Origin of the sequence: uncultured Slackia sp. (assembly GCF_959608125.1) — a bacterium.
GTDB lineage: Bacteria > Actinomycetota > Coriobacteriia > Coriobacteriales > Eggerthellaceae > Slackia.
Map to the genome: position 1 here is coordinate 150,340 of NZ_CAUHPG010000002.1, position 18,911 is coordinate 169,250.

At 60.5% G+C, this 18,911-nt stretch carries 11 protein-coding genes; 1 reads left to right on the top strand and 10 read right to left on the bottom strand.

The genetic code is table 11. The annotated features are described in order from the left end of the window. Nucleotides 1-90: 90 nt before the first annotated feature. On the bottom strand, nucleotides 91-4,821 hold the full coding sequence (locus Q6E04_RS01435) for a 2-hydroxyacyl-CoA dehydratase (RefSeq protein ID WP_303249049.1): 4,731 nt from the start codon (nucleotides 4,819-4,821) through the stop codon (nucleotides 91-93). 35 nt (nucleotides 4,822-4,856) lie between these two features. Next, nucleotides 4,857-5,393: a TetR/AcrR family transcriptional regulator gene (locus Q6E04_RS01440; protein ID WP_303249062.1), complete on the bottom strand. Its 537-nt coding sequence runs from the start codon at nucleotides 5,391-5,393 to the stop codon at nucleotides 4,857-4,859. Here Q6E04_RS01440 and Q6E04_RS01445 point away from each other — a divergent pair. Continuing rightward, entirely contained in the window at nucleotides 5,392-5,655 is a 264-nt protein-coding gene (locus Q6E04_RS01445; protein ID WP_303249050.1) for a hypothetical protein, read from the top strand. The two genes, Q6E04_RS01440 and Q6E04_RS01445, sit on opposite strands and share 2 nt — an antisense overlap. 171 nt (nucleotides 5,656-5,826) lie before the next feature. Here Q6E04_RS01445 and Q6E04_RS01450 read toward each other — a convergent pair whose 3' ends face one another. The 8 genes from Q6E04_RS01450 to Q6E04_RS01485 all read right to left on the bottom strand — a co-directional run. Next, nucleotides 5,827-6,435, bottom strand: coding sequence for a YqhA family protein (locus Q6E04_RS01450; RefSeq protein WP_303249051.1), 609 nt, complete (start codon nucleotides 6,433-6,435; stop codon nucleotides 5,827-5,829). A 258-nt stretch (nucleotides 6,436-6,693) separates the two neighbouring features. Then, on the bottom strand, nucleotides 6,694-7,596 hold the full coding sequence (locus Q6E04_RS01455; protein ID WP_303249052.1) for a hypothetical protein: 903 nt from the start codon (nucleotides 7,594-7,596) through the stop codon (nucleotides 6,694-6,696). A 10-nt stretch (nucleotides 7,597-7,606) separates the two neighbouring features. Continuing rightward, the gene (locus tag Q6E04_RS01460; RefSeq protein ID WP_303249053.1) at nucleotides 7,607-8,203 is read right to left on the bottom strand and encodes a hypothetical protein; all 597 of its coding nucleotides are present in this window, start codon (nucleotides 8,201-8,203) and stop codon (nucleotides 7,607-7,609) included. A 179-nt stretch (nucleotides 8,204-8,382) separates the two neighbouring features. Then, on the bottom strand, nucleotides 8,383-14,265 hold the full coding sequence (locus Q6E04_RS01465; protein WP_303249054.1) for a hypothetical protein: 5,883 nt from the start codon (nucleotides 14,263-14,265) through the stop codon (nucleotides 8,383-8,385). A 62-nt stretch (nucleotides 14,266-14,327) separates the two neighbouring features. Continuing rightward, nucleotides 14,328-15,014, bottom strand: a complete 687-nt coding sequence (locus tag Q6E04_RS01470) for a hypothetical protein (RefSeq protein WP_303249055.1) — start codon at nucleotides 15,012-15,014, stop codon at nucleotides 14,328-14,330. A 246-nt stretch (nucleotides 15,015-15,260) separates the two neighbouring features. After that, complete coding sequence (locus Q6E04_RS01475) at nucleotides 15,261-16,049, bottom strand: SipW-dependent-type signal peptide-containing protein (RefSeq protein ID WP_303249056.1); 789 nt, start codon at nucleotides 16,047-16,049, stop codon at nucleotides 15,261-15,263. Nucleotides 16,050-16,146: 97 nt separating this feature from the next. After that, the gene (locus Q6E04_RS01480) at nucleotides 16,147-17,058 is read right to left on the bottom strand and encodes a signal peptidase I (protein WP_303249057.1); all 912 of its coding nucleotides are present in this window, start codon (nucleotides 17,056-17,058) and stop codon (nucleotides 16,147-16,149) included. Between the two features lie 698 nt (nucleotides 17,059-17,756). Next, on the bottom strand, nucleotides 17,757-18,911 hold a 1,155-nt coding region (locus Q6E04_RS01485; RefSeq protein WP_303249058.1), incomplete at its 5' end, for a sodium:alanine symporter family protein.

The window sequence follows — 18,911 nt, forward strand, 5'->3', positions numbered from 1 at the left end:
AGCCGACGCCCGGCAAACAAAAGCGGGGCCGGAACCGCACGTTCCGACCCCGCTTGATCATCTATCGACGCCCGACATGGCCGCGGCGCACTATCGCTCGGCGCGGCTTTCCTGCACTTCGAATGCGCCCACCTCTTCGGTGCTGCCGCATCCGCACGCGCAGCCGGCAGCCGCATCGACCGCCATCTTATCGGCGGCACGCGCCACATCGCGCATCCGACGCGCCTCGGCCTCCTTGCCCTCCAAATTGGCCTTCGCCACGCTGATCATAAGCTTGATGCGGTTGAGCTGGTTGACCTCGGAAGCGCCCGGATCGTAATCGACCGCCACGATATTGCTCTCGGGATACCTGCGACGCAGCTCCTTGATCACGGCCTTGCCCACCACATGGTTCGGCAGGCATGCGAACGGCTGGGTGCACACCACATTGGGCGCACCCGTGCGAATGAGCTCCACCATCTCGGCAGTCAGCAGCCAGCCCTCGCCCATCGAATTGCACAGGCTCAAGATCTCGCTCGCGTAGCCCGCCAGCTCGTAGATGTCGGCCGGCGCCTCGAAACGGTGCGACGCACGCAGCGCGTCGTTGACGGGCTTGCGGAACTTGTCGATGGCGGCCAGCGCGATGCGGCTTCCCAGCGCGCCCTTGGCGGAACGGCCCAGCGGGTCCTTCTGGAAGATCGCGCCGGCAAGGCCGAACAGGAAGAACTCCGTCAAGCCCGGCACCACGGCCTCGCAGCCCTCGCGCTCGATCACGTCGACGATCTGGTTGTTCGCCGTGGGGTGGAACTTCACCAGGATCTCGCCCACTACGCCCACACGCGGCTTGGTGCCCTCGCCCACCAGCGGCAGCGTGTCGAAATCTTCCACGATCTGGCGCACGGTGCGCTTCCACTCGCTGCGCGAAAGGCCCGCGGCCAGCTGGCCCTTGCACACGCCCATCCAATGGTCGAACAGCGCATTGGCGGCGCCCGGCTCGGCCTCGTAAGGGCGCGTGCGATACAAACACGTCATCAGCAAGTCGCCGTAGAGCACGCCGTAGACCGCCTGCAACAGCATCGCAGGCGTGATTTCGAAGCCGGGATTGCTCTCCTCGAGCTTCTTGAACGACAACGAAATCACGGGGATATGCCCCAGTCCCGCCGCAGCCAGCGCCTTGCGGATCAGCGCGATGTAGTTGGTGGCGCGGCAGCCGCCGCCCGTCTGCGTGATGATCACGGCCAGCTTGTCGGTATCGTAGCGACCGCTCATCACGGCCTCCATGATCTGACCTGTAACCAGGATGGACGGATAGCAGATATCGTTGTTGACGTATTTCAGGCCGGCATCCACCGCGCCGTGGTCCACGCTGGGCAAAAGCTCGAAGTTGTAGCCGTTCTTGCGGAAGATCTCGACCAGCAGGTCGAAGTGGATCGGCGCCATCTGCGGACACAGAATGGTGTAGCCGGCCTCCTTCATCTCCTTGGTGAACTGCACCTTCTCGAATTCGGTGGACGCGCATGGGCGCTGTTTGATCAACGCATCGGCCTGCGCCACCACGCGCGCAGCCTCGGCCTCGGTCACGCCCGTCTTGTTGTCCATGCGGATCTTGGCATGACGGGAATGCTCTTTCATCTCGTCTTCGAGGACGGCCGCCTCGGTGCTGTATTCCTTGTTCATAGCCACCGTAGGACATGCCATAGGAGTCCGGTTCGCCTCGGCGCGCTCGTCGGCCTTGTCCTTCAACGCCGCCAGCAGCGAACGCACGCGGATGCGCGCGGCACCCAGGTTGGACACCTCGTCGATCTTGAGCACGGTATATACCTTGCCCGATGCCTCCAGGATTTCCTGCACCTGGTCGGTGGTCAACGCGTCCAGGCCGCAGCCGAAACTGTTCAGCTGGATCAGATCAAGATCGTCGCGCTGCGTGGCCACCTTGGCGGCGGCGTACAGACGCGTGTGATACATCCACTGGTCCACCACGCGGATCGGGCGCTCCAGCGTGCCCAGATGCGCGATGGAATCCTCCGTGAGCACCGCCAGGCCGAAGCTGGTCAGAAGCTCGGGGATGGCGTGGTTGATTTCGGGGTCGTTATGGTACGGACGGCCCGCCAACACGATGCCGTGCGTGCCGGTCTCCTCCATCCAACGCAGCGTCTCCTCGCCCTTAGCGCGGATATCGTCCTTGAACGCCATGTCTTCGGCCCAAGCGGCCTCCACCGCATCGGACACTTCGGCGCGCGTGGGCGCAGCGGCGCGGCGGCACGTGGCGTCGGAGAAATTCTCGTACAGCTCGACGAACAGGCGCTCTTTGAGCTTGTCCTTCTGGTCGTAGGGCAGCCACGGGTTCAAAAACTTCGCATCGGAGGTGCGCAGCTCGTCGATGTTCAAGCGCAGAGCCTCGGAATAGCTGGCCACGATCGGGCAGTTGAAGTGGTTGCCCGCGCCGGCGTCTTCCTGACGCTCCCATTTGGCGCACGGCATCCAGATGAAATCGACGCCCTTTTCCAGCAGGTTCATCACGTGTCCGTGCGAAAGCTTGGCCGGATAGCACACGCTTTCGGACGGCATGCTCTCGATGCCCGCTTCGTAGGTCTTTTTGGACGACGCGTCGGAAAGCACCACGCGATAGCCCAGCTTCGTGAAGAAGGTGAACCAGAACGGGTAGTTCTCGTACATGTTCAGCGCGCGTGGAATGCCCACCGTGCCGCGCGGCGCATCGTCGGCGGAAAGCGGCTCGTAGTCGAACAGGCGATGGCTCTTGTAGTCGAACAGGTTCGGCACGTTGGACGATTCGCCCAGCACGCCCGCGCCTTTCTCGCAGCGGTTGCCCGTGATGAAGCGGCGGTGCTTGCCGGTGTTTTCGTCCACGCCGAAGTCGTTCACCGTAAGCAGACAGTGATTGGAGCATGCCTTGCAACGCACGGTCTTATGCGTCGGCTCGAGCGCCTCGATCCGCTCGAGCGAAAGAAGCGTCGATACGGGGCGCTCGCCTTTCGCGCGGTCGCGCGCCAGAAGCGCGGCGCCGTATGCGCCCATGTTGCCCGCGATATCGGGTCGTACCGCATTCGCGCCCGAAAGCTGCTCGAAAGCGCGCAGCACGGCGTCGTTGAGAAACGTTCCGCCCTGCACGATCACCTTGTCGCCCACCTCGCGCGGATCGCGGATCTTGATTACCTTGAATAATGCATTCTTGATGACCGAAATGGCCAGGCCGGCGGCGATGTCGCCCACCGTGGCGCCTTCTTTTTGCGCCTGCTTCACGCGGCTGTTCATGAACACCGTGCAGCGGCTTCCCAGATCGACCGGGTGCTTGGCGGCGTTGGCCGTCTTGGCGAACTCGGTCACGTCCAGGTTCAGGCCGCTGGCGAAGCTTTCGATGAAGCTGCCGCAACCCGACGAGCACGCCTCGTTGAGCATGATATGGTCGATCACGCCGTCTCGCACGCGCAGGCATTTCATGTCCTGGCCGCCGATATCCAGAATGAACTCGACGCCGGGCAGCATCTCCTGCGCGCCGCGCAGATGCGCCACCGTCTCGATTTCGCCCGAATCGACGCGCAGCGCCTCCAGCAGCAACGCCTCGCCGTAACCGGTCACGGTGGCATGCCCGATGGTCACGAACGGCTCGCCCGTGGTGGCATCCACCGGCAGCGCGCCGTACATATCGGCGATCGCGCGCTTGGCCGTGCCCAGCACATCGCCCTTGTTGTTGCAATACGAACTCCACAGAAGTTCGCCGTCTTCGCCGATCAATGCGGCTTTGAACGTCGTGGATCCGGCGTCGATACCCAGATACGCGGTGCCCGTGTAGGCCATCAGGTCGCCGCGCTTGACCTTCTCGCGGTCGTGGCGCTCTTTGAATTCGGCGAATTCCTCTTCGTCGGCGAACAGCGGATCAAGGCGCACCACTTCGCTGCCCTGGATGTCGCCCAGGTTGCGCAGGCGCTTAAGCACGTCGGACAGAAGCTCGGCCTTGCCCTGCGCGCCGCACAGCGCGGCGCCGCTCGCCACGAACAAATGCGCGTTCTCGGGACGGATGGCATGTTCGTCGTCAAGGCCGAGCGTTTCGCAGAAGCGTTTGTCCAGCTCGGATAGGTACTGCAGCGGGCCGCCCAGAAGCGCCACGTTGCCGCGGATCGGGCGGCCGCACGCCAAGCCTGAGATGGTCTGCGTGACCACGGCCTGGAAAATAGACGCCGCGATGTCTTCCTTGCGCGCGCCTTCGTTCAGCAGGGGCTGCACGTCGGTCTTCGCGAACACGCCGCAGCGGCTTGCGATCGGATAGATCGTGGTGTGGCTTTTCGCCAGTTCGTTCAAGCCGCCCGCATCGGTGTCCAACAGCGCCGCCATCTGGTCGATGAACGCGCCCGTTCCGCCCGCACACGTGCCGTTCATGCGCTGCTCGATGCCGTTGTCGAAATAGATGATCTTGGCATCTTCGCCGCCCAACTCGATCACCACGTCGGTCTGGGGAATGAAGGTCTCCACCGCGGTCTTGGAGGCAATGACCTCTTGGACGAATTCGATGCCCAGCCACTGGGCCAAAAGCAGGCCGCCCGAACCCGTGATGGCGATCGTCATGGGCGTGGCAGGATAGCGCTCGGCCGCCTCTTCGACCACTTCCACGATCGTAGCGCGGATGTCGGCGTGATGGCGGCGGTAGCACGAATGCAGGATATCGTGGCTATCGTCGAGAACGGCCACCTTGACCGTGGTGGAGCCGACGTCGATGCCGATATGCAAAGGCGAAGCGGCCGCGGCGCATGCAACCTGCACGGCGTGTGCTTCCCCTTCGACGGCCGCATTGTTCGCAACCTGGTCTTTCATAGTTTCGGCAGCCATGATGTTCTCCTTTTGAATCATGGTGGTTCCTTATCCTAAAGCTTGATCGATTCGCCCGGTTTGATGAAGAACAGACGAACGGCAATGAGCGCCATTTCTTCCGAGCTTTCCTGCATGCCCGTCTCGATCCAACGGATGATCACGGAAACATAGGCGCCCGCGAAATAAGCGATGTAGTAATTGACGAACGGCGTGGGGTCTTCGCGGTACTGGTCATGCAGAAGCGACATGATCAGCTTGCTGCACACCGCTTCACGCAGGCGCGGGCCGAAGCGCACGTCACCGCCGGGACCGAGCACCGCATGGAAGAACTCGCCTTCCTTGCGCACGTAGTCGAACAGCTCCACCAGCACCGGCAGCGGCTTTTTCAGCATGCGATAGTGCATGAGCTCCACGATGGAAAGTTCGCTCATCTTGCAGCTGAAATCGTCGAGTTCGGCCAGAACCTCGTCTTCGAACGCCTGCAGAAGGCTGTCTTTGTCTTTGAAATGGTTGTAGAACGTACCGCGGTTGAGGCCCGCACGCTGACAGAGGTCGTTCACGGTGAACCCGTCGAACCCCCGCTCTTCCATGAGCTCTATCAGAGCTTCGCGCAACGCCGCCTTCGAGCGCGCGATGCGCGGGTCGCACGGTGCGGCGCACCCCGTGCGGGCACGTGCGGAAGAATCGGGCGCGACGCATGAACACGATGCCTCGGGCACCTCCGCATTCGAGCTTTTCTTTTTGGCGCTTTTGAAAGAAATTGCCGCCAAACCGATCGACTCACCTTTCGTTTTACCTATATCATCAGGCATTTTGAACAAGATGATCAGTAATGAACACTTTGTTCAATAGAGCGTATTGTATAATCGCGGCATACGGCGGGCAACAGAATGCCGACAAAACGGTCGTATTTTTACATTCAAACCGGAGGTACATAAGATCAGCGCCTGGCACGGCGCACAAGCGCAAAAAAAAGCGCGCCCTGACGGCGCGCCTTATAGGTCGATTTCTTTTCAGCGACGATCATTTGTCGCGATCATGGCTATTGTGGGCCACCATGACATAGCGCACGAAATACGCAAGCGTCAGCACCACCGCACCGATGCCGATACCCGTCAGCAGCAGGTCGATCGGCTCGGTACCGTGAATCAGCAGGCCCAGGAAATACACGCCCATGACCACCACGATAACGCCGACCAGTTTTTCCTTCAAATCGTCCAGGTTGCGAATCTGCAGCCAGGAAGGCATATCGATGCCGTCGTCGACGAACAGCGAATACAAGCCCACCGACATGATGTAGAGCACCACGGCAAGCAGGAAGAAGTCGGCGAACTCGATGTAATCGACCAGCATGTCCTGCATTTCGAGCCGGCCGCACGCCGCCTCGAACGTCACCATGACGGTGGATATCAGCGTGGAAATGGTAAGCGCCATAGACGAGATGAACAATCCGACGCTGGGCACGATAGCCATGAAGCGCGAGTAGCCCACCAGCTTGCGCTCGCGGCGTCTTCCGCGGCTTTCCTCGGGAACCCGCGGCGCGGCGGCGCCTTCTGCGGCGGCATCCTGCGCATTATCGGCCACGACGGGAAGAGCGGCATCGGTGCTATTCGGGCGAATGTCGTCAGACATGGCGCCTCCTGTTCTTCTGGCATGGGAAGCGGGCTTGAGCCCGCGCATTCGTCTGCATCGGGGACGCAACCTGCAATCGACCGTGCAACGCGGCCGGAAGCGTCCTTCGCCGCACCATTGTAGCCCCATCGGCGCGCCCAGGCCACAGAACGGGCATTTGTGGGCATGACGTTGCTTTCGAACGGCCGAAAACGAAAAGAAGGCGAATGGCCCTCAGCCGTCCGCCTTCCTCGATGCGTTCATGCCGAACGCCGCGCCTTAGCGCTTCTTACCGTTCCTCAAGCGGATGGTCGCGATGATAGCCAGCGCCGCGGCCGCAATGCCCACGATGGCGAACACGGCGGCCGTGACAGCCGTTGCGTCGTTGGTCTTGTTCAAAAGATCGCTCGACGTGGCCGAAGCCGTAGTTCCGCCGGAGCCGTCGGCGCCGCCCGAGCCTGCGGCAGCGCCGCCGCCCGAGCCGTCGGCACCGCCCGACCCATCGGAGCCTGCGGGGCTATCGGGCCCGCCAGGTTGGTCGGGATCGACGGGCTGGTCGGGGTCGACCGGTTTGTCAGGGTCCACCGGCTTGTCGGGATCGACCGGTTTATCCGGGTCGACCGGCTTGTCGGGACCCGTCCCGCCGCCTTCCTCCTGGGCGATGAACACCCATTCAGGCGCATACTCCTGGTTCTGGTAGTCATTACCGAAGCTCGTCGGAACGCCCAGCTCGATACGCAGCGGCATGGAGCCGTCGCTCGGAAACGTCGCGATCTTCACGGCGGGCTTGCCCTGATCGGCGATATCTCCCAGAACGCCTTCGGCAAGCACAGTTTCCTGCGCATCCGTGGAAGCGGTTTCGACCACCTTGAACGGTACTGCGGCCAAAGCCTGAAGCGTCGCTTCATCGGCCTTAACGCGCAGATACACCGTCACCTCTCGACCCACGTAGCGCGCGTCGAGGGAAAACTCCTGCGTCAGCGAATCGCCCGGCATGACCTCGGAGAAGTTCGCCAGAACGTCGGCGGCCTGCAGGTTCTCGCCATGCCATTCCTTCGCCGAGCCGTCGTACACCACGGCAGGCCCGCCATCGGCCGGAGCCGCGAACGCAATGGCGGGCATCATGCAGGCGATCGCGCACGCGAACGAAGCGAGCGCTGTCGCTAGAAGCCTCTTCATCATATGCGCCCTCCTAGTTCGCCGGCGGAACAGGGTCAGGCGTCGCTTCGACAAGCGTCTTGCCGTCCTGACCGATCTTCAAACCGCTCGATTTCGCCCATACTTCATCGAAGGCCTTCTGGTTCGCATGCAGAGCCTGCGTGGCGATATCCACCACCAGATGCTTGCCCTCGGGCTGCGTGAGCCTAGTTGCCACGTCGATCAAATTCGCCGTGGAGCCTTTCGCCTCCACGGGCTGCGACCAGTAATAGTAGCCGTCGGCGCCCTTGATCCAACGCGGATCCGTCTGGCCCGCAAGCGTATCGCCCCACGTAATCATGTAGTCGGTGCCTTCACCAGGAGACTCCCACAGCTGATTGCCGTCCTTGTCCTCCCAATACACCGAAACCGTCGCGCGCATATAAGCGGCCGCCGTGCCTTCGTTGGTCACCTTCACGTTTTCCTTCACGTCGGTCGCAGCATCGAAGGTCTCATCGATGACGGGCTTGATCACGCCGTTCGTGAAAACGTTCAGCTTGCTGTCTTGGCTGTTGAACCACGCGAAGGCGCCGCCGACGCCGCACAGCACGACGAGCAGGCTGCATGCCACCGCGATGCGCTTCAGCGGCACGTGCGACCGACCCGAAGCAGCCTTCGCGCGCGCCGCCCTCTTGTAGCGACGCGCCTCGTCCGCGGAAAGATGCGGCGTCGGCGTCCGAGAGGCGGACGCATGCGGCGCCTGGGGCGCGGCGGCGCGGGCCTTGGACCCGACCGCGCGACCGCGCGGGACATTCATGTCATGTCGGCGCATTACTGCCCACCTCCATTCTGGATCGGATTCCTACCGACGCCGAAGACGTTCTTCGCACGATCCTCGCCATCGAGATACTTGTCGTTGGTCAAGGCATTCGTCACCTTTGCCGTGCCGATGCTTCGCACCAACACCACGTTGGCAGGACGGTCGGCATGCACTATGCCGTTTTCCAGGAACTCATACGTCGGGCTGTAACGCCAACCCCAGCCGGTTTCCGCCACCTTGTAATAGCCCCACGGCACGTTGAGCTTCGCCGTGGCGGTTGCGGCGTCTTTGCCGGCCTTCTGAGCCGTCACCGTAACCGTCGCGCTCTTCGCATCGGGCAGGACCGTGCCATCGGCCTGGCATTCCGTCACCGTGAAGGTGAACGTGGAACCGTCGGCCGAAGCAGGAGCAACCTTCTCGATCGTCAGCTCGCCCGAAGTCTCGAACTCGAACACGGCATTGCCCGCGCCCTGATCGCCGGCGCCCGTCACCTTGCGGTCGAGCTGCTTGGCCTTCGTGAAGTCGAAGTTGTCGTACAAGCCCACAGGCGCATCGTCCACAGGACTGCTTGCAGCGTTCGCGTATTGCACCTCGTCCATATGGATGGTGAGCTTGTTGCCCAGATAAAGCGTGTTCGGACCGAACGCGATCTTCACCGCAGGCATGGCATCGGGGGCCGGATCGGGCTTCGCCAACACGGCCGGGTCGATCTGCCACACCAGATTGGAAGCGGCGTACGGCGCGCCATCCTGGTCAAGCGCGTTCAGGCGATGCGTCACCGGATACAGATGCATCTCGGTCACGTTCGCGTCCTTCATGCTCGCGACGATCTGATTCCTGCAGAACCCATCCCAACGCACGGTCTCCGTGTCGGACTTCTTCCACTGCCATTCCTTGAACAGCTCACGAACATCGCCGGCCTTGTTCTTCGCATCAAGGGCGCCTTCGATGGCGGCCGTCTCCTCGCCGCCGACGACCATGGCATCGACCGCCTCGCCCAGGACAGGCTTGCCATCAGGTCCGATAATGGGATTGCCATCTTCGTCGAGCTTGGGAGGCTGAATCTCCTGCACGAACGCCGTCGTATCGCCCTCATCGATTTCAACCGTAGACGTCGACCCGTCCGGGAAGTGATAGATGACGCTATACACCTGCTGTTTCATATAAACGGCAGTGTAAAGGTTGCCTGCGAACATCTCATCGCCCGTCACACGGTTGCCAGGGACGGGCGTGCCCACGACAACGATTTCGTTCTTGTCGTTTTTGCTCACGCTTTCGAACTTCTCATACCAACCGATGAACTTGTAGCCGTCCACCGCATCGGCCTCAAGGGCAACGTAGGTCTGCGTGCCCTGCGGAGTGGTTGCGGTTTTCACCGTCGCGCGACGGTGGTCGTCGGGATCGGGGTGCTCGGCGTCGATGTTCGAATTCACGCGCACGTTCGCCTGATCGCCCTCGGTGCCGATGGCGCGATACACGGGCCACAACTCCATCGGGCGCTGGACGAGCGTGTATTCGTCAACCATCTTGGTCGCATCCGCCTGATCGAACATCAAGTATTCAGCTCTATCAGCAGGCTGCTGCTCAGTCCAACCCACAAGCGCTGCATTCGGCACGTCGAAAGAGGCAGCGGGCGCCTTGCCCAGCGCGTCTCCCGCATGTTTCTTTACAATCTCTGTTTTTCCGACGCTCGTGTGATACTTCACATCCAACTCGGCATCGCGGTTCGCCTCGTAATTAGCGACAATCACATACGGCTGACCAGCCTTGATAGGATACTTCAGCGTTGCGTTGCCGTTGCTCACCGCGGTTCCGTCAGCCTTGGCAGGGTTGCCTTCGGGGTCAGTCGCGCGAACGGTGTCGACAACCGTGCCCTCAGGGCTCTCGATGGTCCAAGAGACCAGCGAATACCCCTTTGCAGTTTCAGGGTTGACATCGGCCTTCACCGTGACGGTCTTGGTGCCGTCAGGGTTAATCGCGACGTTTTCCAGCGCGGGGTCGATCGCGGGGTTGGCTGGGTCGGTCAGTGTGGTGTCGCGCGTGATGTTCGTCGTGGTGGCACAGTCATAGTCTGCGTACACGGGGTACAACGTCATGGGACGCTCGCACAGCGTTTCTTCCGTCACCAGGTACGGGCTGATGGCATCTATCGATACCCTAGCCGTACGCGTGCTCTCGTCATAGACCGCATCGTACTCGGCCTTCGTCATGGAGCCGTGCGCAATCTCGGTCTTGTCGATCCAGCCCACAAACAGCGAACCGGGACGCTTCGCTTGCATCTCCGCATCCTTCGGAGATGCAGCGCTGGTGGTGGTCAATGGCTGAGGACCATCCTCCGGACGATCAACGCATGGCATGGCGCTCATTGGCTTTCCACCATCTTCGAATCCCTCGCGAACAGGATATCGATATGTATACACTCGATCCCGCTCAAGCAATACGGGCTGGTAATTGTTCTCATATGTCCCTGTTTGAGGGTCATAGTTTTCATATTTCTCGTAACCACGAGTCACAGTTACCGGGGTCGGCGCATCGACGGTGCCCCCCGCATCAACGAAGTCAACCTCTGCGGTAAGACGAGCTTCTATCCAATATTCCGCGCCAGAACTCATTGCTCCAAGACGCCATGTGTATTTATGGGGCGCTTCATAAGACTCTTTAATAATCGAATAGTTGCGTTCGTGCGTTCGAACCCACGTACCGCCTTCAAGCTGAAAATCGTTCTTCGTCGTTGCGTACACCTCGAAGAATACACCACTCGCCAAGTGTCCCGTATCGAACGTAGCGGAATTAGGGAAATCGGAATAGATTTCCATGCCATACGCATCTCCGCCCTGGTCAACGTTATGTCCGTTCACCAGCGTATGCGAAACGACACCCGCAACCAATCTATTTTCAGCCCTGTGCTCTTCCGTTTCCGCACAGCCATCAATCTTATCGAGCGTCCAGTGATCATGTCGCCAATCATAGAACTCGGGGCCCGGAATGTCATTGAACTTACCCAAGTAGGGTTCCCATACCGAAGCCATCAAATAAGGGGACGACCACTCCGTCGGCTTCTCGGCGCTGGGGGTCTTTGCGTAGTAATCAACACGATACTCAAAACGCGCGATGTATGCGTGCTTCTTTGTGAGATCGGTGTCAGCCGGAATGGTGTACGTCGGCTTTGCCGACAGTCTCAAGCCATGCTGATACACATTTGCAGACACAGTCGAAACGGGCATAACGTTCTCTTTGGGGTCCTTATTCCACTTTCCCCAATCTTGCATGACGGCATTACCGTAAGTGGAATCCACTACGGGCTCGCCAGCCTCGTCCACCTCCACCTCGTACCAGCCGAGGAAGCGGTAGCCGTCGGGCAGCTCGCCCTCGAGCATGAGCTTTTCGTCAGCATCGTAGCCCTGGACACTCAGAACATATTTTCCGTCGACAGCCGTCACGTTCGCTTCCAGAACGCCCTCTCGGACATTCAGGTCCGAACTGGTCGAATCGAGCTCATGGCCCTCGGCGATCACGTTGATATTCATTCCCAGAGAGGCGTATACGGGATAGAGGTCCATGGGACGCTCGATGCTCTCGCCGCCCTCGAAGAACTCTCCATTCGCCTTCATGCCGTTCAGTTCGGACATAGTGACGTTGGGCCAACCGCCGCCGGTGGTCGCGTTCTTCTGCGTAGTCCAACCCAGGAACTTCGCACCGCCGTCCACGCCGTCGCGCACTGCGGGCTCAGGAACCACGGGCAGCAGGTCCTGGTGGTTGTACCAGTCATCCGACGTATCGACGTTCGCGGCGCCCGTCAAATCGAGAACCTCGCCCTTCACGCCGTGGAACAAAACCTGGGCCTGGTAGTAGGCCACAAACAAGTCGTTGTTAGAGAATTCCTCATTGCGCTGGTCGCCCGTGCCCGGGTTCACGGCCTTGTACGCCAGGTTCAGCTTGTCGGCTTCGTTATTGAACACCTGCTTACCGTTGGGCGCAGGCGGCACCATGGGATCGAAGAACGCATGGTTGTCCTGCTGGATGTGGTTGGGCGTTACCTTCTCGTTGCGGAACCAGCCCTGGAAGCGGAAGCCCTCGTTGGCATCGGAAGACACCATGGCCAGCGCTGGGTTGGCGGCGCGATCGTTGTTCACCGCGGCCGTGAACGTGAGTTCCGTTTCATTGGCGCTCACCGGCTGGACGACGAAGTTATACGGGTCGGCAGTCTTCTGCTCCTTGCCCAGGCTGGACTGCGAGATGGTCACGTCGCCGGCGCCGGGAAAGTCCAACGTGGCCTTAACGGAGTCGCCGTGCACGGGAATGCCCAGGTAGTCGTCCATGATCCACTTGTTGATATGGCCCTCGCCCTGATTGTCGATAGTCGAATAGCGCAGCTCGTCGCCTTCGAAGTCGTAGCCCTCGCCTTCCCAGAACAGGCGATCGGCGTACTTCGCATCGTCGGCGATCGGGCCGTAGCCGAAGCCCTCGGCCGAGCTGCCGTCGCCGTGGTTCAGGCCCAGCCAATCGCCAAGCGAACGCACGTAGCCCTGCGGATACGGCTTGATGGCCTCGTCTTTGCCCACGATGTCGTTACGTTTGAAATACGAATTGTACAGGCGCGTATCCTCGTTCCAGTCGCGCTCCACCAGACCGGCCAGGTACACGTTGCTCTGGATGATGGGGATCACGGCCACCGCGTTCCACTGATAGCTTTCCATGTTGCCCGCATAGTGACTGCGAATGACCTGGCTCGTGGTGCCGTTATCGCCATCGCTCTTGGAATGCGCGATGATGCCGCCCACGTAGCCGATGTTGCCGGCGCCCACGCCCACGTAGTTGGCAACCCACGTATGCACCCACGCGGTGGAGAAGCAGTCCACCACGTCGACGTCCTTGGCGTAACCCACCACGCCGCCGGCGTACACGCCCTGACCGGACACGGCGCCCACGGCAACCTCGTAGCGGTTGTAGACCTCGGTCTGATACAGGTAGTGGCCGTCGGCGTCGCGCGCATACACGTCGACATCGGGATTCGTCTTGCGGTCCTCGTAATACTTAATGGAAGGCAGCACACGGCAGTATTCGATTTCGGAATTCTCAGCCGAGCCCACGAGCGCTCCCAGGTACAAGCCCTCGCCGCCCAGGCCGGAAATGCCCACCACCGAGTTGTTCACCGCGCGGCCGCCCTGCACAGTGCAGTTGTACATATGCGAGCCGCTGCGCAGCTCGCCCGCGACGATGCCGCCCATGACGCCAGCGTTGGTGATCAGCGACACCGCATTATTGGCCGGCGTGACCGAGATGGTGCAATCCTCCATACGCACCGATTCGATGCGCGTGTTCCACGCCTGACCCACCAGCACACCGCCGCGGAAGTCGGCGCCGATATAGCAGTCGCGGAAATGAATGTCATGGATATAGGCATCTTCGGTAAAGGAGAAGAGGCCCGTGTTCGCCTTGGGCTTCCAGAAATTTCGATGGTAGTCCAAGCCTATGATGTAATGGCCCTTGCCGTCGAAACCGCCCTTGAACGGGTGGTCCTTGTCGCCGAAGGTAAGCGAACCGTGCTGTTTCACGATTTCTTCGAGCTTGCCGCCGTCCTTGTCGAACTCGCTGAAATCGATATCGGCCGTAAGTTCGATATTTCCCGTGTAGGACGCTTCCCGCGATTTACCGATCTCGATCAACAGCTCATCGACGGTGGCAACCTTTATCGTCGGCCCGTCGGGGTTATAGGCCAGCGCCCGCTGGGGCGCGACGAACGAGCACGCCGCGAACAAGGCCGCGACCGCCAGCATCAGGGCCGCTGCCGCAGCGCCGAAACGGGCCGGCGCGCCGACCGCACCGCACGCGGAAACGCCCTCGCTCGTGCGAGGGCCGTGCGCCGCCTCGCATGCCGCGCATTCACGGGGCATGCATGCGTTCGTTTCGATATCCGCTCGCTTACGAGCGCTCAGGATCGTTTTCAGAAGGTCTTTCATTCTGCCCAGCCTTCCGCATCAAGTACGTTTTCGCTCTTCTGGTTCTCGCTCTGCACGCCATAGCCCTTCACGACAAGCCGGAACGTGCAATCGGCGCCGTATGCGGCGACCATTCCCGCCGTATCGACGTCGATGCCGATATTCAACGGGTCGGAAAGAGCCCCTTTATCATCAGGTGCTCCCTTGGGCGGAAGCACCTTATTCAGATAGAAGAATCCGTCGGTATTGCCCTCGGAATCGTCGGGACGCGTGATCCATGCGGCGTTCGAATCGGGGGCGTCCTTCCAGGTGAAGCCGACGTATTCGGCATCGACGGGGCTCCATTGCTCCTTGCCCTGCTCTTCGCCGCTCTTCGCATATTCGAAGCCGACCTTCAGACGCACGAACACGGGATGATCGCCCGTATTCTCCACGCGCAGGATGCGGCTCACATGGGCGTCGTGCGTGCCGAGATTATCGCCATCGGCAGCTTCGACCTCGGCACCCTCGGCATTCTTCGTGAGAACATGCGTCACGATTCCCACGTCGCCGAATTGGACCTTGGTCTGCAGCGGTATTTCACGCGTGATGAAAGAGAGGGTCTGGGCAACAATGAGGGCGCACGCGATCATGGCCACAACCAGCCATGGCATCATGCGCGATTTCGTCGAGTCGGCTTTAGCATGCTTTCCTTTAACAGGCATGCGGCAGACCCCCTTTCTGACCATGAGGCCACTTTGCACATTGTGGCCTCATCTTCTATGCAAATGCATATATGAGATATCGAGGAAACCCGCATATCGCATATATGCGCTTACACGACGAACAAACCGATAGGACTTGAACGAGCGCCGGAAATGCCGCATCCGCGACGGGCTTTTCCCGTCGCGGATCCTTCTCGACGACCTATGGAAGAAATCGCATAGAGACGGCTAAGCGGCAATCAGAACCTACGGAAGGGGCGTGGCGACAGGCTTAGCCCAGGCCTTGACACTCGCGAGGATTTCATCCTTGGATTCCTGCTTGAGCTGGTTCTTGTTTCCGTCGGTGTACTCGCTATCGCCAGAAGCGGCGGCAAAGTAAGCGCTTACCTTGATGGTGTTCTTGTCGCCCTTGACCTCGTCCTTGTTGAACGTGGAGCTGGTGTAGACCTTATCGAAGAGCTCACCGGTGTAATTCGCCTTGTTGCCCGCGGGGTCGACCGTCGGAGCAAGCATCGCCCAATCGCTGGTCTCGCCCACATACACGAACAGGCCGCTCTTGTAGAGCTTGGCATCGGGGTCGGTAATGCTGGGGTGCTTCTCGGTCGTGTACTCGGTGAAGAAGCCCTCTACCGGCTTCCAGCCTTTGCCCAGCACGAAATATGCGTCGGCAGGCAAGGTATTCTCGACCATGGCGAAAACGTAGGCGGGCATGGAATCCCCACCGATACCCATATTGGGATTCTTCGGCGTAATGGAACCCGGAGCCAGCGGGGAGTTCTCGTTCCACTCGGTCTCGACGATCTTACCATCTGTATTGGGGTTATTATCGGGGTCGGGATGGGGGTCCGTGGGCTTATCGGGGTCGGGCTTCACATCGGGGTCGGTGATGCCAGTGCCGCTCACAAACGTGTTCGTCTTAGTGTCCTGAGCGCTAAACCAGGCGAACACGCCTGCGCCCACGGCCAGCACCAGGCAGGCCACCAGGGCGACGATCAGCGTCGTCCTCTTCTTTCCCGTGTTTTGCGAGGTGTCCATTTCCTCTCCTTTCTTTCGTGCTTCTACAAGCATCCTTTTGTCAACATCGCACCGGATGGATGTCGCCTTATGGAAAGCCGCTTCGGGCTGGGGTTCGCTATCGTCGTTTGCCAGCACGGCGCGCAGGAGTCGCGTGCTTGCCACCGGCGGGCACCACGGGCACGTACGCGCTTGCGGGCTGCTGCTGAGAGCCGCCGGCATACGGCGGAACCTGCGGTGCTACGCCGCGCGCATCATACGGTGCCGCCTGGCCCGCGCCGGGCGCCATGCCGCGCGCGGGGTCGTAAGCAGACGTGCGACCCGCATTGCCGTAAGGCTGCGCGCCGTAAGCATTCGGAGGAACGGCGCCGTACGGCACGCCCTGCGCGCCGGGGTTCGCGCCGCGGTTCGGCATGGCATGCGCGGCATACGAAGCGGCGGGATTGCGCCCCTGCGCGTAGCCCGCATAAGCGCCCGAACGGCGCTGCATATCCTGCCGGTAGCGCTCAAATTCGACGGCACGGCGCTTTTCGACGCTCATGCGATACAGCTCCATAGCAATCGAGATAGCCATGATCACGGCTACCAAACCAACCATGATGTAGATGCCGGGCGCGTGGGTGATCCAATCGTTCACATAGCCCAGGTACGGAATGCACGCCACCGGCACGCCGACCAGCGCATCCCACGATGTGGGCGCGGCGTCGTGCGAAATCTCGCCCGCGCTGTTCACGTTGGCGATACCCTGGGTATAGAACAGGCGTTGTTCGGGATCGATGTCGTACACCTGATGCGTGACCAAGCGATCGGCTCCGTCCTCGAACGTGATGGCCTGCCCCACCTGGACCGTCGCAGGGTCGGCGTCTTTCACATAAATGAGAGAGCCCACCGGATACTGCGGCTCCATCGAACCGGAAAGCACCGCGAAAGGGGTCAGCCCCACCAGGCGCACGCCTGCGAAAGCGATCACCAACGCGGCGGCGGCGATCAACAGGAGCGTAAGAACGACATTCCAAATGCGCGCGATCATGCATCAGCCCTCCGCTTTCCCGATACGAGCGCACAGCGAGGCAATGCGTCCGCAACAACGCATGCAAAAATCGCCGTCGTTTGACAGCGATTGAAAAATCGATTCAGTTGAAGCGCTAAACGAGCTGTGAATACCCCCCCCCGGACGCTATTCGTCAGGAGGAATAGAAAAGAAGTGCAAACCCGAAAAGAAAGGGACGCAGAAGGTGCGCCGCTTACGAAAGCAGCGCGCTCATTGCAGCCGACCGGCAGCAGAGCCCTCATGCGGAATCGCCCCCCTTCGTTTTCCGCAACAGAATGTATAGGTGTAAAAAAGACAGACCGTCGGTCGGGCAGTCTGTCATACAACGTTCAAATGATTATTCATATAAATCGACTCAATAATAATAGGACTGTGGAAAATTTGTTGCAATGCGGTTTCGACAATATGTCGATTTTGTTAGATTTACGGGCAAACGGTCGTTTATTTCATTCGGACGGTCTGATTATTCATCATTTTCAACATATCTTCACCATATGATACTAAGTAGACGGAATAAGCAGGCTTTGCCCGGCATTATCCGAAGAGCTCCATGCGTCGAATGCAGTTGCAGCGGCCCCTGGCCAAATCGACGACACTCGATCGTACGGTCCGTAAAACCGAAAAGGTCCGCCCCGTCGTCGAACCTTGCATATTCGACGACGGGGCGGACCAGGCATCTAGCGCATCACGTCTTCCCTCAAAGGCGTGCGCTCGCTCGACTTCTCGTCGAGGTTTTTATCCCACACATAGTGGCGCGTTTCTCGGGCGATCATGCCGCTGAGCAGCAACACCACGATGATGTTGGGCAGCGCCATGAAAGCGTTGGCGATGTCGGATACCGTCCACACCACACCGCCGACGCCAATCGCGCCCAAAAACGCCGCGAACACGTAAAGCACCTGGTAGGGACGCAACGCGCGGCGACCGAACAGAAACGTCGCGCAACGCGTGCCGTAGTAGCTCCAGCCCAGCATGGTGGAATACGCGAACAAGATCATGCCGATCACCAGGATGGGCGTGCCCACGTACGGAATCGAGGCGAACGCGGCGCTCGTAAGCGCGGCGCCTTCGCTGAGGTTGCCCACCGTCACGATGTCGGGATTGGCCAACATCGTGGAAACCAGCACCACGCCCGTCAGCGCGCAGATAATCACGGTGTCCCAGAACGTGCCCGTCATGGAAACGAGCGCCTGACGTGCCGGGTTGCGCGTGGCGGCGGCAGAAGCCACGATCGGGGCCGATCCCAGACCGCTTTCGTTGGAGAACAGGCCGCGCGCGCAGCCGAACTGCAAAGCCAGCATGATGCCGCTGCCCACGGCGCCGCCGAACGCGGCCTTCGCGGTGAAGGCGCATTCGAAGATAAGCTTGATGGCAGGCCAGACGTATTCCCAGTTCATGCCGATAATCACGACACAGCCCCATACATAGGCGATGGCCATGAACGGCACCAGCTTCTCGCACACGCGGGAAATGACCTTCACGCCGCCGAAAATGACGATCGAAACCATGATCACGATCGCAAGGCCCAAGGCCCACATGGGAATGCCCGGGAAATTGGAATCGATCACGCCCGCCATGGAGCTGGACTGCACCGCGGACCCGATGCCCAGCGATGCTACGCCAGCGAACAGCGCGAACGCCACCGAGCCGAGCTTCGCCCACCAGGGTATGGAGCCGTCGGGACGAACGAAGGCCCGTCGCCAGGCGTACATGGCGCCGCCGTGCATTTCGCCGTTTGAATCTTTCACGCGGTATTTCACCGCAGCATAGACCTCGGAGTACTTGGTAGCCATGCCGAACACGCCCGTGAGCCACATCCACAGCACGGCGCC

Bases quoted from the DNA above. Each gene is read 5' to 3' on its own strand.
- Q6E04_RS01435 (WP_303249049.1), bottom strand. From the start codon at position 4,821: ATGGCTGCCGAAACTATGAAAGACCAGGTTGCGAACAATGCGGCCGTC.
- Q6E04_RS01445 (WP_303249050.1), top strand. From the start codon at position 5,392: ATGAGCTCTATCAGAGCTTCGCGCAACGCCGCCTTCGAGCGCGCGATG.
- Q6E04_RS01440 (WP_303249062.1), bottom strand. From the start codon at position 5,393: ATGGAAGAGCGGGGGTTCGACGGGTTCACCGTGAACGACCTCTGTCAG.
- Q6E04_RS01450 (WP_303249051.1), bottom strand. From the start codon at position 6,435: ATGTCTGACGACATTCGCCCGAATAGCACCGATGCCGCTCTTCCCGTC.
- Q6E04_RS01455 (WP_303249052.1), bottom strand. From the start codon at position 7,596: ATGATGAAGAGGCTTCTAGCGACAGCGCTCGCTTCGTTCGCGTGCGCG.
- Q6E04_RS01465 (WP_303249054.1), bottom strand. From the start codon at position 14,265: ATGCCCCGTGAATGCGCGGCATGCGAGGCGGCGCACGGCCCTCGCACG.
- Q6E04_RS01470 (WP_303249055.1), bottom strand. From the start codon at position 15,014: ATGCCTGTTAAAGGAAAGCATGCTAAAGCCGACTCGACGAAATCGCGC.
- Q6E04_RS01475 (WP_303249056.1), bottom strand. From the start codon at position 16,049: ATGGACACCTCGCAAAACACGGGAAAGAAGAGGACGACGCTGATCGTC.
- Q6E04_RS01480 (WP_303249057.1), bottom strand. From the start codon at position 17,058: ATGATCGCGCGCATTTGGAATGTCGTTCTTACGCTCCTGTTGATCGCC.